We start from the raw sequence: 14382 nt of genomic DNA, 5'->3' as shown, positions 1-14382 counted from the left end.
TCGAGTGCCTTTCGTGGTCTGGCATCCCCGTGGACCGGCCGGGCACCTAGCATGTGCCCGGCCGGTCGGTGGGGTGTGGCTCAGTGGAGGGGTTGGGACAGAACGGGTTTCGTGCGCATGGCGTCGATGCGGCGCGCTTCGGCGAGGAAGTCTCGGGCCTCGTCGGCGACTTGCCGGGCGGCGTCGGGGTCCTCGGCCAGCAGTCGGGCGGCGAGATCGGCGGCGGTCGCGGCGGCGTCGAGACAGAACGAAACGCACCGGTCGAAGTAGCGGGCGGCGCTGTCACGGGTCAAGGGGTAGGGCAGCAATCCGACCGTTTCGGCGATGGCGGCGCGGACGTGGTCGGGGGTTCCGGTGGGGCGGCGGTTGTCACTCATCGGCGCTGTTCTCCTCGGTGTCGTCGGTGAGCGCCTCGCCCCGGATGACGGCGGAACCGACGTCGAATCCGCTGCTGTCGCGAATGGCGTACTCGAAGCACACCTCTCCGGCCTTGCCGGGCTCCTCGGTCCCGACCTGGGTCACGGTCAGATCGGCCCAGGCACCCACGGTGCCGACCAGGTAGGCGTAAAGCCCTTCGCGGGTGGCGCCCTGGATATCGATTGCCGGTTCACCGGTGGGGGACTCGGCGCCGTCGCGAATGGTGAGGGTCCACCACCTCTGCGGCACTCGGGTTTCCGCCGGGTGGTCTCCGGGGGTGCGGTCGTTCATCGATGTGTCCTTTCTCGAGTACGGCGCGGCCGATTGAGGCCGGCGGCGCGGCAGGGTGTTCCGGCGGCGGTTACCGGCGGAAGCGGATGCGGCGGCGGCCGGTGGGCTGGGTGGGCGTGGCGTCGACCTGCTCGGCGGTGGTGCGGATGCGGCGGCGGCCGGTGGCCTGGGTGAGTGCGGCGCCGATGAGCTGCAACAGGACGTGCGGAAGTCGGGTCATCTCGAGTTCCTTTCGGGGGTGGTCGCTGGGGCCCGGAACACAGCAGGGGCCGCGCCCTGTACGGGCGCGGCCCCTGCTGGCGGGGTGCCTAGTCGTCGGTGGTGTCGGCGGTGTTCTGGCCCTCGCGGGCGGCCTTCTTGGCGGTGATCTCGGCTACCGCTTGGTCGACGGTGATCTCTGCGAGGGTGAGCCGTTCGGCGATGCCGGGGACGTACCCGAGTGAGATCAGTTGGAGCAGATAGGTTTTCGACAGACCCCGGTCTACGGTCGAGTACACGTGGTCTTGCGGGAGCGCGATGTGCCAGTAGTGCGGCTTGTCGGTGCGAGGCTGCATCCGGCCTTCGATCGCGCCCATAGCCAGACCGATACCGATCATTTGGGCGCGGGCCACGCTGATGCCGTCGAACGCTGTTCCGTCGCGGAACTTCTCGGTGGGGATGCCGAGTAGCGTCGCTGCGGTCGTGCGGGCGGTGTACTCCTTGAAGATCTCCGGCGCGGCGCCCTCGAGCCTGAGCCTCCACAGCTGCATGTCGGTCGGCACGGTCTTCGGGGTCTTCTTCAGCCACTCGGCGACGAACGCGCGCCGGGCGTCGGTGTCGTCGCGGGCTTCGGCGTTGATGATGGCGGCGGTTCGGGCGGTGGATCGGCCGGACGCGGTGGTCTCCTTGACTTTGCGCAGACCGGCGCGCTTGGGGTCGTGGCAGAAGAGATCGACGCGGAAGAACTCCTCAACTCGCACGTCGCGGGCGTGGTGCTTGCCCTCGGCGGGATCGCGGTCGGGGTCTTCGTAGGTGGCGTCATCGATGTCGTCTTCGTCGATCGGCTCGCCGGTGGTGGCGTGCACGGTCTGTTTGGCGGGCCTGACGTATACCGCCCACTGCGCGGCGGCGATGTCGGCTTCTGTGACCTGGGCTCCTTCGGGGGTCCGAAGTTCCTCGATCGGAACCAGCTGCTTGCGCTCGGACTCGTACGGGTAGTGAGTGAGGATCCGGAAACCACGCTGGGCGTACGGGGCAGCGATTTCCGCGCGCCGGGCGCGCACCTGGCGCTCCTTGCGCAACCTGACGAGTGCGCCGTCGAACGTGCCTCGCCGGGCCGCGATGGTCAGTTCGTGGAGCGCGCCCGGATCATCTTCGAACTCGAGGGCCTGTGCGGCCTGGAGGAGATCGAGGTCGCCGCTGATCGCGCTGTCGCGGGCCTTGCCTGCTCCGTTGAGCGTGCGCATCGCCTTGGCTTCCTTGGCTCCGATGCCCAGGTGCCGCAACGCTTTCGTCTTCTCGGGGGCGGGCAGGTTCAGACCGGCCAATTCCTCCTGCGCGGCGTAGACCTGGGAGCGGGTGAGGTTCACCCGCTCCTCGTTGGCCTCGACTTGATCGACAATCTCGGTAGCGCGCCGAGCGTCGGCGGTGCCCTCGGGCATCGGACCGATCAGATAGTCGATCGTGGTCAGTCCGGCGGCGCGGGCCCCCAGGGTGCGGCGCTGGCCGTCGATGACCTGGACGATATTGTCGTCGCGCAGGTAGGCCGTCGGCGTCTGCAAGATCCGCCGTTTGATCGACGCGACGTATTCCGGCGTGATCGTGGCGGCGGCGTCGTCGCGCACGTTGGCGCCGAAATCCACGTGGTTCGGGTTGAGTGCGTACTGCACACGCGCGGGCTCGCCCTTGGCGATCCGGTCGGCGATTGCGGCGCGCAGCGCGGCGGCCACATCGGCGGGCAACGGGACCGGCGTCGGTCCGGCGGCCGGCTGCTCGGCCGGGGTGGCGTGCTGCTCGGCCGGGGCCGTGCTGGCGGGGGCTTCGATGGTTGTCATTGCGGACGCAATCTCCTAGGGTGAACAGGAAAAGGCCACCAGCTAGCTAGCATCTAGCTGGTGGCCTTTTCCGTGTTTGAACTGGGGTTTTCCGGTTTCGTGACCGGTGCGGGGCGGGGCGCGGATGCGCCCCGCCGCTGGCTATTCCGATGTCATCGCGTCGATCCACTCAGCGGCGGGCATTCCGTCGATGACCAGTCCGCCGAGAAATTCGCTGTTGGGGTCGGTCTCTCGGGTGATGTCGGCGCGAGTGAGAGTGATTCCCGCGTCGGCGGCCCGGTCGATGCAGTGTCGGATGTCGTCGTTCATCGGTCCTGTTCCCTCCGGATGGTGGCGGTTCCGGCGTGGTTGCCGCTGGGGTCGCGGAGGATGTAGCCGAAGCGCATTCCGTCGTCCTTGTCGGGCTCGTCTGCTGCTTCGGTCACGGTCAGTTCGCCCCATCCGTATACGGTGTCGACCAGGTAGGCGTGTACCTCGGCGAAGGTGTCGCCCCGTATCTCGATGGCTGGTCCGGTGTCGGGCGGCCTCAGGTCGTCATAGATGACCAGGACCCACAAAACCGGGCGCGCCCCGGGGTGGTCGGGCTCGGTGTCGTCGTTCATCGGTGCTGTTCTCCTGTGTTCTGCCTGGGTGCTCATCTCCCCCGCTACGTCTGCGACGTGGCGGGGGCTACCTCGGTGATGCAGAACTCGTGCGGCGGGACCGGCAAGCCGTAGTCCTCGTATTCGGTGCCCCGGTTCATCCCTTTGCCCTGGGCGATGAGGTCGTGGAGGGGGCGCGCGATGTCGTCGGCCTCGATGTCGAAATCATCGGGCACCGGGACAATGTAGGTGTCCCACCGGCGGACCTCTCCGACGGTCTCGACTCGAAGGAACTTCATGTCAGCGTCCCTTTCCGTCGTCGGGCCGGGCCTCGGTCGCGGGGTCGGCGGGCGGCTGCGCGCGGGCGGCGAGTTCGTCGCGGCGGGCGTTGAGGGCCTGTTCGATCGGCTCGCCGACGGCGCGCACCCGGACCACGCGGGAGCCGAATCCGTTGGCCCAGTGCGGGAATCCGTTCGCGCCGAATGCGGCGTCCACGCCCCATCGGGGCGCTTCGCCGTCCAGCTGGGACAAGAGCAGGATTTCGCCACCGTCGAGCTTGATCGTGGCTTCCCATCCTTCGATCCGGTCACCGAACACGGTGCTTTCGGCGCGGCGGGCCAGGTCGCTTATCTCGAATTTCATGTGCGTGGTTCCCCTTTCCGGGGGTCGGCCGATGCAACGGCCGGGCACCTAGCATGTGCCCGGCCGTTGTATCGGCGGTGCGTGTTTTTTTACGTGCGCTTCTTGTGGCGCGGGACTTTCAGGGAGTTACGGGAATTCCCGTATTCCATGACGGTGTATCCGCATTCGGCGCAGTCGCCGAACGTTTTGGCTTGGGTCCGTCCGAGTCCGTCGGGCTGCGACGGGAAGAATCGGATGTTGACCGGCTGCACTCCGGTACCGGGGCACGGAATGAAGTTCGCCATTGGCGCCCTTTCGGGGTCGGTGGGAAGGGTTTCGAGGCACGCGCTGGGTTCCTGCTCCGCCCAGTTCGGTGGGTCGGCGCGTGACGGCTCCGGGTGTCAGCCCTGAGCGCTCTCCGTGGGGCCTTGCGGCCCGTTCCACCTGGACATGTCCGGCCGGACGGTGGGTCCGGCCGCCCGCTGGACTGCGGGACGGGTTGCGGGAGTCGGTATGTTCGCGCGTGCTCTGTGGAGTTGTCAAAGAACGGTTCCGGCGGCCGGAAGAAAGTCACTCTATGAGAGTGAATTCCTACGTTTCATCCGTCGGAATGGGCTCGTAGGTGCGGTTGAAATGCCGGGCCTGCACTTCCAGGCAGGGGAAGCAACCGGTCCGCTCGAGGCCACGCAAACCGGCGTCGACGGCGGCCGCGCGCCGCGCGTCCCAATCGAAACTATCGGCCCGGCGGTATCCGTTGTTGAAACCGTCGTACCAGCTCTGCATGTGCGCGGCGTGCTCGGAGAGGAACTCGCCGTCACGGTCGAAAATGATGTCTTCGAGTTCCTTGCTGCTAATGCTCATTTCCGCTTGCCTCCGTTCCCTTACTTGGTGATGACTCTATTCTATACTTCCTACGTTTTTATTTGGCCTTCTGCGGGTGTGCGATATTTCTCTTTTCTTTTTTGCGGTTCGGCTTGTCTTTTGTGCCCCGGCCTCTGCAAGCTCGCCTCTCCGGCGAGGAGCGGGGGTCCGGGCGGCAGAGCCCCCGCGCGCGGCCGGCAGGCCGCGGAATCTTCCGGTCCCCGGCCAGAGTGAGAGGTGAGTGTCGGTGTCGTCCTCCGCTGAGCTCGGGGCGTCTCGATCACGGTGGTCCGGGGTGGTCAAGCCGCGGCGTCCTTTCCGCGGCTTGACCACCCCGGACCACCGTGATAGCCCTGGGCTGGCTCAGCGGAGGACGGCACCGACACTCACGGCCGGGGCGCCGCGCGGCCGCCAGGCCGCGGAGGTCGGTGAGTACCTGCCCGGTCCGGCGTTGCGGCGGTGCTGGGGTTCTTCGACCGGTGCCGGCTGGGTGGTGGGCCCGCGGGAGCTGCGGCGGTGCGGGAGGGCTCGGTGTCGCGGCAGCTCCCGAATTAATTGTAGGATTTCGGAAAAATAGAGTCGGCCGTCTGGTCGGGCCTCGGGATCGCTGAATGTGGTGGGAATGGGAGGGTTGCGGATATGGGTCCGGGTCTGGAGATCGTGCGGACGGAGACGTTGCGGGATGACTGGTCGGCGACCTGGCGGGCGGCGGCCGCGGACCGGTTCGTTCAGGTGAATTGGTTCGGTGAGGTCCCGGTGGCGGTCATGGTGTCGGTCGGGATGTGGCGGGCGGCCCAGGTCGCGAATCCGGCGGTGGCGGTGCCGGATTCGAAGGTGATCGAGCGGACCTCGAGTGCGGCCCGGATCGCCGTGGCGGAGGTTCTGGAGGATCTGGAGACCGGGCATCACACGGTGGTGTTGTTCCACGGGTCGCCTCGGGCGGTGGTCGCGCCGTACGGCTGGGTGCGGAGGGCGTTTCCCGAACTGGGTTTGGCGCCGGTCGAGGAGGCCGAGTCCACGGCGCGCGGTGGCGGCCCTGAGGTGCTGGTGGTGTATCGGAAGGCGCGCACGGATCGGCGGTTGGCCGAGGAGTTCGCCGATGCGGCGGATCCGGTGTGGGAGGCGGATCGGCGGTTGTCGTCGCTGCGGGGTCCGGTGCCGGTATGGCGGCGGCCTGGTCTGCGCGCGGTGGTGTATGTGGTCGACGGGCGGGTGGCGCGGGTGCGGGCGGTCGAGGTGGGCGGGGTGTGGGAGGACTTGCCGGGCTCACACAGTCTGGCGCCGGTGTCGGAGCCGTTGTCGCGCAGCGAGATCGACGCGCGGTTCCCGTCGCTGGGGCTGTATCCCGGTGATGAGCGGGCGATGTCGGCCGGTCCCTCGAGGGAGTATCTCGGCCTGTGACGCGGGCCGCAGGGTCCGGCGAGTATCCGCGGTATTTGTTGCGCCGCAACGCCTGTCTACCTTGCAGCGCAAAACAGACAAGGAATCTGGTCTCCCATGGGAGACATTTCCGTCATACTCGAACGCATGTGCGAACTCTTCGATCGGCTTGCGGTGGGCGATCGCATCGCCTGGTGGACCGACCTCGGCGGCCGCGGCACAGACCCCGGGCAGCCCGGTGCTCACCGCTCGATCGGCACCGTCACCGACATGGAGCGCGACGCGGCCGGCGCGGTCACGGTGTGCTTCGTGGATATCACCACCAGCATGGGCGGGGTCTGGAACACCACGATCCGGCCCGACCTCGGCCACCGGCCCGAACCCGCCTGACCCGGTACGCGCTACTCGGCAGGCTGTGGCCTGGTGCGGTGGTCTCTGGCCTCGGGGTCGGTGAGCCGGGTGCGTGGCCGGATCCGGTCGGCGCAGGCCCGCCCCTGGATAGACAGCATGGAGCGCAGCGGAATTCCGCTGTGCCGGGTGCCCGCGCGGCCGGCGGGGTGTTCTACTGTGGGTGGGGAGAGGTCCCGGGCGGGTTCCGACCGTCCCGGGGCCTCTTACGTTGTCCTGGGGCCTATTCGCTGGGGGTGGGCGGCAAGTATGCGGTGGATTCCGGTGGGGTGTCGCACCGGCACCATCCGGAGCAGTCGAAGCATTGGCAGTCGTGGATGCAGGCGTCGCATGTGGTCTCGTCGCACAGGCGGCGGGTGTCGCGGAGATTCCGTCTGATCGGGTCGACGTGGATGCGATATCCGGCGAGAGCGTGGATCCGGCCGTCGTCGGCGATCGTGTGCGAGTTCTTGGGGTGCCAGTGCGGGCGAGGTTCGGTGTCTGGTGGTGTTTCCGGGGTGGTCATGGTGTCGTTCTCCGTTGCGCCGGTGGCACCGGCCGTTTCTTTTCGATGTTCTGGTCAGGGGTGAGTCCCTGGGCCGGTTCCGACGGCCCAGGGACTCACCTGAAGGTTTGATCAGGCGTCGAAGGCGATGCCGTATTCGGTGTGGGCGACCTCGGCTCCGAATCGAACGGTGCGCTGTAGGCCGGACGGGGGGAGGCTGGTCATGAGTGCGGTGGTCATGAGCTCGAGCAGGGTGGGGATTTCGGTGCCGGTGGCGGCGGCCTCGTCGTGGGCCCGGTTGATGGCGATGTTCGCGGCCGGGGTGTTGCCGATGGCGTAGAGCACGACGGCGGCGACGGTGAGAAGTTCGATGCGGGCGGCGCCGCGTGCCCGGTTGGCGATCTCGGTGAGGACGCGCCCGGCGCCGGTCCCGACGGTGGTCAGGCCGAGCAGAGCATCCCGGCAGCGGCGATCCGCCAGCGCGAACGCGATGGTCCGTGCGGTGAGGTCGGGGGTGGGGTGGGTGTATCCGGTGATCGTGTCGGCCAGCTCGCGCAGCACCTTAGCGCCGTGGTCGCGGTCGCTGATTGTGGCTTGTTCGGCGGCGGCGAGTTCGGCGACGGGATCGACTGCCGTGAACAGGTTTTCGACGGCTTCGCGGTTGGGCGCGATCGGGAATCCGAGGCTGTGGAGCCGGGCGAGGGCGGTGGGGTGGCTGTAGGGGTCGCCGATGTCGCCGGTGCGGCCGGTGCCCAGGTCGGTCCATCGGGTGCCTTCGGTGAGCGCGGGCGTGTGCACGGTGGCGGCGATCTCGAGTCCTGCGGCGGCCATCTTCGCGGTGACGGCGTGGGCGTAGTCGATGGCGGTGGTGGCATGGGTTCCGGCGACGGCCACCACGAACGCCGTGTCGGTTTCCTCGGCGAGTGCGAGGCTCACGAACTGGTCCAGGCCCGCGCTGGTCATCTGCGCGGCACCGGCGTTGCCGATGACGTGGAGATAGCCGTGGCGCAGGAGTACGGCGACGACGGATTCGGCGGGAATGTAGCCGAGCATTCCGGGGATGGCGGTCACGGTGTCGGCGGTGCTGGTGAGCGTGTGCATGACGGGGGGTTCCTCCTGATGTCTCTCGGCCGGGTGGCCCCGGCCGTTTCTTTGCCCTTCTGGCAGGGGAGAGTTGGACCGGTATGAGGGGCCTGGAGTGCAACCCGCCGGGCGGGGAAGTTTCCAGGGAGCGCAGCGACCGCAGTAGGGAAATTTCTTCGCCGGCCGCAGGCCCAAGCGCAGCGCAGCGGCGGGTTGCGCGGAGGGCACCGCCGGTCAAAATCGGAAGGCCAGAAGGGGAAAGAAGCCTTTCTCAGATCCGGCCCCGGGCCGGAGTCCTCAGCCGGTCGCCCTTGCGGCGGCCCGGCCCCGGCAGGGGCCGCGGTGCGCGTCCCGCTCCGAACGGAGCCGGGTGTGGATGCCTCGGCGGCGGTGTGCCGATGCCTCCATGTCCCGGCGGTCGGTGCACGTCATCCGGCGAGCGAATAAAGTATCCATATGGATACTCACGAAGGATCGGGATCGGCGGCCGCCGACGTCGATCCCGGCGACGCACCACCGGACGACGGTGACGGCTTCGGCGGCGACGCCGAGGAAGGAGCCGGTCAGCGGGCGCGGCACTACTCCACTGGCAAGTTGACTGTGGCTCAGGCTCGGATCGTGGATGGGTGGCGGCGGCAGTTGACCGTGCCGGATCGGCGGCGGTGGCACACCGAGAACTATCGGCCGCCGGCGTCGAGTTCGGATTGCATCGCCGCGGCGGTCGTGGACATGCTCGATCGGGCCGAGCCGGATCACTTGGCCGTGATCGGCTACGCCGCTCGCCTCCGCGAGGAAATCGCTGTCGAGCGCGGGCGCTCGTTCCCGTCGCTCTCGGTGGTGTCGTTCTACCTGCCCGCGGATTATGCGGCCCGTGCCGAAACCCTGCTCGCTGCTGCGCACGCTCATCATGTGGACGTGCTCGACCAGGTCCGCGAGCGGGTCCGCGCCGAGCTGCCCGGCGCGCCGGTGGCGCAGCAGGCGATACGGATGCTGGGAATTCTCGTGGAGATGGGTGTTCCGAGCCGGGTGTATCGGCTGCCGGTCGGCACTCTTGCCCGCTACGCGATCACCCGTTGGGCGCGGCGCGCTCCGGTCACTGTCGTGGCGGCTGCGGTCGCGCACGGCCGCCAGCACCACGAGCAGATGCACCGTGCCCGCCGCGACATGGGCGTTGGTGACGTTCGAAGCTGAGCGCAGAAATACCATTTCAGGCTAGGTCATATCTTAGTATCCATATGGATACTAATGGTCTCGGCAGGGGCCGCAGTGCGCTTCCAGCTCCGGACAATGCCGGGCGGGGATGCCTCGGCGGCGGTATGCCGATGCCTCCCCGCCCGGCGGGCACTGAGGTTCTGGGCCCGGCCGGTGGCCGGGCCCAAACCGGGGCTATTCGGCGCGGGCCGGGCGGGTGATCTTGGCGGTTTGGGTCGCCAGTTCGATGCCGACGCGGGAGGCGCGCAGTTCGAGGGTGGCGCGGGGCTGGCCTTCGCGGTCGATCCAGAGGTCCGGGGTGAGTCGGTCACCGGTGACGGTGACCAAGGTGCCCTTGGTCAGGGTGTCGGCGACGTGCTCGGCCAGGGCTCCCCAGACGGTGACGCGGATGCTGGTGGTGTGGGCGTCGACCCATTCGCCGGCGTCGTCGCGGCGGCGGTCGTTGGCGATGACGACGAAGCTGGTGACGGTCTTGCCGGTCGGGGTGATGCGAAGCTCGGCGGGGTTGTCGGCGAGGTGGCCGGTGATTTCGACGGTGACGGCGCTCATGATGTGCTCCCTGGGTTCGGCGGGGTGCGGGCTCGGGCCCTGCTGGATGTCCCGCTTCTGGTGGTGGACGCTGGCGACGTGGCACGGCGGCCGGTGGCGTCGGCAAGGCTCGGAGCGCAGCGCAGACATGTTCGGCCTTGCTGGTGACGGCCGGGTGTCGGGCATCGTGGCTCAGTCCAACGCGGAGGCGGGAATCCGGCTGTTCCGAGCGTGCGCACTGCCTGTTCCGGGTGCGCTGATGAGTGTTCCGCCGTTGAGTTCGTGCAGGTCGGCGGTTCGTCGGCGCGCGGCCGCGGCGCGGTGTTCCGTGCGGGGCCGGCTGGGACGGGACCGGTTTCGGGTCGGCTGGGCCGGGTGGTGAGCCTGCGGGAGCTGCGCTAGGTCCGGGAGGGCTCGGCGCCGCGGTAGCTCTGGTTGGTGTCGTGGTTGGGGCAGGTCAGGGGCCCGTTTCCGGTGTGCCATCCGTGGGCCGCGAGCCAGGCCGCGGCGGCGGCTGGTACCCGGCCGGCTTTCGAGTCCGTGGCGAACCGGTCGGCGAGCAGGGGCCCGTCTGCTGGGCATCGGGCGCATTCGGTGTCGGCTACCTGCTGGGGCTGGCACCGTTGGCAGTGGTACGCCTCGCGGACACCGTCGGGTGCGGTGGGGTCCGGGTGCAGCCACAGCACGCGGATATCGGCGCGCATCCGGGCGTCTTCGGCGACGGTGGCGGCGCGGTGCCCGCATGAGGGGCATCGTGTGGCCGTGCGGGTCCGGCGCGGCGGATCCCAGTGCGCGGCCGGCTGTTCACCGGGCTCGGGGCCGGGGCCGGTGAACAGCCAGCGGTGCGCCGGGTTCCGATCCCGGTTCTCGTCCGTCATGGCGGGTGGTCCTCATTTCCTGTGTTCAGTTCAGCTCGATCAGTTCGGTACGTCTGGTGAGGGTGTGGTCGTCCACGGCGTGCAGCACTTGGAAGCGGCCGGGGTGGTCGACGGCGTGACCGAACGTCTTCCAGGCGTTCGCGACGGTCTTCCCCGCGCGTTCGGTGGTCAGGTAGAGCACGCCGGAAATCGGTTCGCTGCTGGAGTCCAGCCGCGCAGCGTGTGAGTCGAGAACCGTGCGGAGTTTCCGCCCGGATTTCGGGGACAGCTCGATCTCTACCAGGCCGATTCGCTGGTCCGGCAGCCACACCATCCCGTCGGCGGCGTGCGATTTCGGGTTCAGTGGATGGTCCGCGGTGAACGCCGGCGTTTTCCAGCGTTCGGCCGGAACATGTTCGGTGAGGGCGAGTCCGTCGTGACGCTGCGAAACAAGCCAGATGGAGAACTCGGCGAGCAACAGATCATGGGACAGCTCGCGGCGCGCGAGCCGGTACGGGCGGTCCGCGGGCCAATACACCTTGTGCTGCCGGCCGTGGGTCATGAACGCGGACCCGACCGTTCCGGCCTGCTCGAGCTTGAGTATCCGGCGGGAGAACCGGCGCTGATCCATCTCCTCACCGCCGAAATGGCTGTAGGCGGCCAGCAGTCCGGCCGAGGACGCGATGCGCACCTCTCGCAGCCAATCGAGCACCCGGATATCGCGTTCGGTCAGGTTCACCCCGGATGGTTTCGCTGGGATTGTCATTCGCGCTCCCGCATCTCGATCGTGACGGTCGACGGCAGACCGGAGGCCAGGAAACCCGCGGCCTCGGCGCGATCATCATCGTGACCTCCACCGACAGACACCGTCACGGCAACGCGCGAATCGCGTGCCGTGATCAACAGCTCGGCCAGCTCGGCGATATCGGCCAGCGACTCACTGATGACGTGCTCTGCGACCCCGGCGGAACGCGCGTAGAAACCCGCGGCGCACGCGCGCCGGAACGCGCACTCGATCGCTCGGGCGGCCGGAATACGCTCGCGCGTATCCGCGATCAGCTGCATCCCAGCCCAGAACAAACGGACCTCGATCGTCTGGCTACCGGTCTCCCCCGGCCTCGGGACTCGGACGGCGCGCACGTCCGGCAGCTCGTCACCGCTGCGACGCCGAGGCCGCGGCACAGCGATCCGGAACTGATGATTCGACACCGCCGGCCGGGCCCGGACCCGATCGGCCAGGGTCCGCGCACCCGCGGCCGCGCGGACCCGGTCGAGATCACGAAGCCATCCGCCGTGCAGTTCCGGAAACGATCCAGAAGAACCAGCCAGAACCACCACGGAATCCACCGTGGAAACGGTGGAAGGCAACACCGGAACCGCCTCGATAAACCGCCATCCGAAAGACACTGCGTTCGCCATAACGTGAACCAATCTCACCGTCTAGAAACCAGGACAACCCGATACGACATCACACCAGATAATACCGCAGTAAACCCGGGAAACACGCATCGAATCCAAGTGTCACGCCATTATTCGAACTCGTCGTGAACACACCGGAAAACCGCTGGCACAGTCACGCCGCGACGCGGCAGCGTCGCTTTAGAAACAGGCGCCGAAGGCGTTCCTACGAGACGGTGGGGGAGGGTGCGAAGCTGCCCTCCCCCACCGCCGAGCACGGGCCCACGAATGTGGGACCGTGGCCGCCGGAGGCGGCGAACGGCCAGCCCCCGGGAGGGGGGCGTCGGCCGAGGGGGGAGGAACCCCAGCCCTGGAAGGGAGGGGGCAGGGGGTTGGGAAGGAACCCCTTTCAAGAATGAAGGGGGCAGGGGGATGTTGAGTGTGTTTGTGTGATGGGTCAGGCCATGTGCTCATGGAGCCTGCGGAATACATGGCCTGACCCATCACACAAACACACACTCTTTTTGAATTTCTTTATCTTTTCCTGTGGTTTCCCGCTCGCCCCCGCTGCTGGTTTTGAAGACCACCCTCGATCTGTATGCTTTTTCGCAGATTGAGGGTGGTCTTCAAAAACGGCGCTTGCGACGTAAGCAGCGGGGGCGAGCGGGAAATCACAGGTCAGCGCAATACGCTGACACGAAAGACGTCGATCGACATGAGGTACAGGGTGGGGTAGAGGATGAGGTATCTCCTCTTCACCCTCTACCCCACCCTCTACCCCAGGCAGCAAGGGAGAGCCGCACGCCCTGTACCTGGCCTTCGGGCGCCTTTTCGAAGTCCTCTCCGATCCGCTCCCGCGCAACACAGTGGTGCCGGTCGTCGGGCCCCGCTTCCAGGCATCGAAAAATCTGAACGTGGGCAGGATCCGTACATCGACCGAGGCTTGCCGGGTTCGCCACACGGTCAAGATCCACGTAACTCGCCTTTTCGGCAATATCACCACGAATTGTGTGAGGATTTCGGCATCCGCATATCGTGGCCCGCAAATTGTTAATTCTGGGGGAGGCGAGTGGCGGGCCCCCGCCTGCGCGGTTCGATCCCGGCCGAGGCCATTACCGCGCGCACGGACTTCTCCGACAGATCTAGGTACCGCATCATGTCGCGGATCGACCACAGACCGTCGACGTATTTTTCCCGCACCCAGCGTTCCAAATCGCCGACAAGGATGCGGGCGGCGGCCTCACGCGCCCGTGCTCTCGCCTCGGACCGCGCGCCACGCGCTTGTAGCTCCTGTGGACGCATCTCCCGGCGCTTCGTCGCTTCCGTGGCCGCGACGTGATTCTCTGCCGCCATCGCGACCAGGCGATCAGTATTCTCCGCGCCTCTGGACACAGCCACGCCCCGCATCTTCTCCGACAGCGCAAGAGAGCACAGCGGCATCCCTGACCGCATCCCCCACCTTTCCCGGTAGCCGGCGGAATCAAGCGCGTGCTCTGCGCTCAGATGCTTCCCCAGCACCACTTTCCATTGCCCACATTCCAAGCAGCGGACATGCTCCCACGTCCGCCACTGCGGCTCCGGCGGCAAATCGTCGGGAGGCACCCAGCCTTCTTCAGCGCACGGCACGTCCGATCCGGGCATACAGACTCCTCTGAGAGCAGCGAAAAGCGCAGCCCCTCAAAGGGTCGATGAGTGACGCCAGGATACACACCCGGCGGACTGAGCGCGGCCGGCGAATCCCGATCTGGCGGTCGAGCTGCCGGGGGACTTCGCTCCGGCGCTCTGGATAGCGGAGGCCCGCGCAGCGGTCATCTTGCCGCCGCTGGTGTGGCTGCCGCCCTTGCTGGACTTCGACATCGTGACGACCTCCTTCGGTGACCGATCCCGTTTTCGTGGATCAGGATCTCACCGGCGCTGGCCGACAAGAGGAAGCGGGGGCACCTCTGGACTCAGTGGCCGATGATCAGGAGATACGTAGCGCCCCTAGTGGCGCTACAGCCCATAGGGGAGGTAGCAAGACTGCTGGTGTGTTCGCGGTGAATTCCGCCGTTCTGCCGTCTGTTCCGCTGTTCGCCGGATCCAGCGAACAGTGGTGAACACGGGGGTCGCCGGCGGCTCGGGGACCGAACGCGCTCCGGGGCGGCGTCCCGCGCGCGTGTTCACCAGGTGGTGAACAGGTCGGTGGTGGTGTCCCCCGCTGTTCGCGCGTTCGATCGGCGCGAGACCGA

Annotated in this window: 19 protein-coding genes; 3 read left to right on the top strand and 16 right to left on the bottom strand. The window is 67.6% G+C overall.

Annotated features, from left to right (window positions below):
• Positions 1 to 80: 80 nt before the first annotated feature.
• The 9 genes from LBW94_RS43050 to LBW94_RS43010 form a co-directional block, all read right to left on the bottom strand.
• Positions 81 to 377: a hypothetical protein gene (locus LBW94_RS43050; protein ID WP_225061321.1), complete on the bottom strand. Its 297-nt coding sequence runs from the start codon at positions 375 to 377 to the stop codon at positions 81 to 83.
• On the bottom strand, positions 370 to 708 hold the full coding sequence (locus tag LBW94_RS43045; RefSeq protein ID WP_225061320.1) for a hypothetical protein: 339 nt from the start codon (positions 706 to 708) through the stop codon (positions 370 to 372). The genes LBW94_RS43050 and LBW94_RS43045 overlap by 8 nt, the downstream gene beginning before the upstream one ends.
• Before the next feature lie 70 nt (positions 709 to 778).
• Complete coding sequence (locus LBW94_RS43040) at positions 779 to 928, bottom strand: hypothetical protein (RefSeq protein ID WP_225061319.1); 150 nt, start codon at positions 926 to 928, stop codon at positions 779 to 781.
• A gap of 88 nt (positions 929 to 1016) precedes the next feature.
• Positions 1017 to 2741 carry a ParB/Srx family N-terminal domain-containing protein gene (locus LBW94_RS43035; RefSeq protein ID WP_266273532.1) on the bottom strand — a complete coding sequence of 575 codons (1725 nt, stop codon included), beginning with the start codon at positions 2739 to 2741 and terminating at the stop codon, positions 1017 to 1019.
• A 141-nt stretch (positions 2742 to 2882) separates the two neighbouring features.
• Positions 2883 to 3050 (bottom strand): hypothetical protein, encoded by a 168-nt coding sequence (locus LBW94_RS43030; protein ID WP_225061317.1) that lies wholly within the window; start codon positions 3048 to 3050, stop codon positions 2883 to 2885.
• Entirely contained in the window at positions 3047 to 3343 is a 297-nt protein-coding gene (locus LBW94_RS43025) for a hypothetical protein (RefSeq protein ID WP_225061316.1), read from the bottom strand. The genes LBW94_RS43030 and LBW94_RS43025 overlap by 4 nt, the downstream gene beginning before the upstream one ends.
• Positions 3344 to 3387: 44 nt before the next feature.
• Positions 3388 to 3621: a hypothetical protein gene (locus LBW94_RS43020; protein WP_225061315.1), complete on the bottom strand. Its 234-nt coding sequence runs from the start codon at positions 3619 to 3621 to the stop codon at positions 3388 to 3390.
• A gap of 1 nt (position 3622) precedes the next feature.
• On the bottom strand, positions 3623 to 3964 hold the full coding sequence (locus LBW94_RS43015; RefSeq protein WP_225061314.1) for a hypothetical protein: 342 nt from the start codon (positions 3962 to 3964) through the stop codon (positions 3623 to 3625).
• A 570-nt stretch (positions 3965 to 4534) separates the two neighbouring features.
• Complete coding sequence (locus tag LBW94_RS43010) at positions 4535 to 4804, bottom strand: hypothetical protein (protein ID WP_225061313.1); 270 nt, start codon at positions 4802 to 4804, stop codon at positions 4535 to 4537.
• A 639-nt stretch (positions 4805 to 5443) separates the two neighbouring features.
• Here LBW94_RS43010 and LBW94_RS43005 point away from each other — a divergent pair.
• On the top strand, positions 5444 to 6205 hold the full coding sequence (locus LBW94_RS43005) for a hypothetical protein (protein ID WP_225061312.1): 762 nt from the start codon (positions 5444 to 5446) through the stop codon (positions 6203 to 6205).
• A gap of 96 nt (positions 6206 to 6301) precedes the next feature.
• Positions 6302 to 6574, top strand: a complete 273-nt coding sequence (locus tag LBW94_RS43000; RefSeq protein ID WP_225061311.1) for a hypothetical protein — start codon at positions 6302 to 6304, stop codon at positions 6572 to 6574.
• Between the two features lie 241 nt (positions 6575 to 6815).
• On the opposite strand, the gene LBW94_RS42995 is transcribed toward LBW94_RS43000, so the two are convergent.
• Positions 6816 to 7097 carry a hypothetical protein gene (locus LBW94_RS42995; RefSeq protein ID WP_225061310.1) on the bottom strand — a complete coding sequence of 94 codons (282 nt, stop codon included), beginning with the start codon at positions 7095 to 7097 and terminating at the stop codon, positions 6816 to 6818.
• Positions 7098 to 7208: 111 nt separating this feature from the next.
• Positions 7209 to 8177, bottom strand: coding sequence for a DUF4192 domain-containing protein (locus LBW94_RS42990; RefSeq protein ID WP_225061309.1), 969 nt, complete (start codon positions 8175 to 8177; stop codon positions 7209 to 7211).
• Positions 8178 to 8615: 438 nt separating this feature from the next.
• Between LBW94_RS42990 and LBW94_RS42985 the strand changes: the two genes are divergently transcribed.
• On the top strand, positions 8616 to 9350 hold the full coding sequence (locus LBW94_RS42985; RefSeq protein WP_225061308.1) for a hypothetical protein: 735 nt from the start codon (positions 8616 to 8618) through the stop codon (positions 9348 to 9350).
• Positions 9351 to 9545: 195 nt separating this feature from the next.
• Here the strand turns inward: LBW94_RS42985 and LBW94_RS42980 are convergent, their stop codons facing one another.
• The 5 genes from LBW94_RS42980 to LBW94_RS42960 form a co-directional block, all read right to left on the bottom strand.
• Positions 9546 to 9920: a single-stranded DNA-binding protein gene (locus tag LBW94_RS42980; RefSeq protein WP_225061307.1), complete on the bottom strand. Its 375-nt coding sequence runs from the start codon at positions 9918 to 9920 to the stop codon at positions 9546 to 9548.
• A gap of 377 nt (positions 9921 to 10297) precedes the next feature.
• Entirely contained in the window at positions 10298 to 10777 is a 480-nt protein-coding gene (locus LBW94_RS42975) for a hypothetical protein (protein ID WP_225061306.1), read from the bottom strand.
• Between the two features lie 25 nt (positions 10778 to 10802).
• Positions 10803 to 11522: a hypothetical protein gene (locus LBW94_RS42970; protein WP_225061305.1), complete on the bottom strand. Its 720-nt coding sequence runs from the start codon at positions 11520 to 11522 to the stop codon at positions 10803 to 10805.
• Positions 11519 to 12193 (bottom strand): hypothetical protein, encoded by a 675-nt coding sequence (locus LBW94_RS42965; RefSeq protein WP_266273525.1) that lies wholly within the window; start codon positions 12191 to 12193, stop codon positions 11519 to 11521. Before LBW94_RS42965 ends, LBW94_RS42970 begins: the two co-directional genes overlap by 4 nt.
• A 1011-nt stretch (positions 12194 to 13204) precedes the next feature.
• Positions 13205 to 13795, bottom strand: a complete 591-nt coding sequence (locus LBW94_RS42960) for a MucR family transcriptional regulator (protein ID WP_225061303.1) — start codon at positions 13793 to 13795, stop codon at positions 13205 to 13207.
• Positions 13796 to 14382: the final 587 nt, after the last annotated feature.

This window comes from Nocardia sp. alder85J, from assembly GCF_020176955.2.
GTDB lineage: Bacteria > Actinomycetota > Actinomycetes > Mycobacteriales > Mycobacteriaceae > Nocardia.
This window is presented reverse-complemented; position numbering and strand designations above follow the sequence as displayed.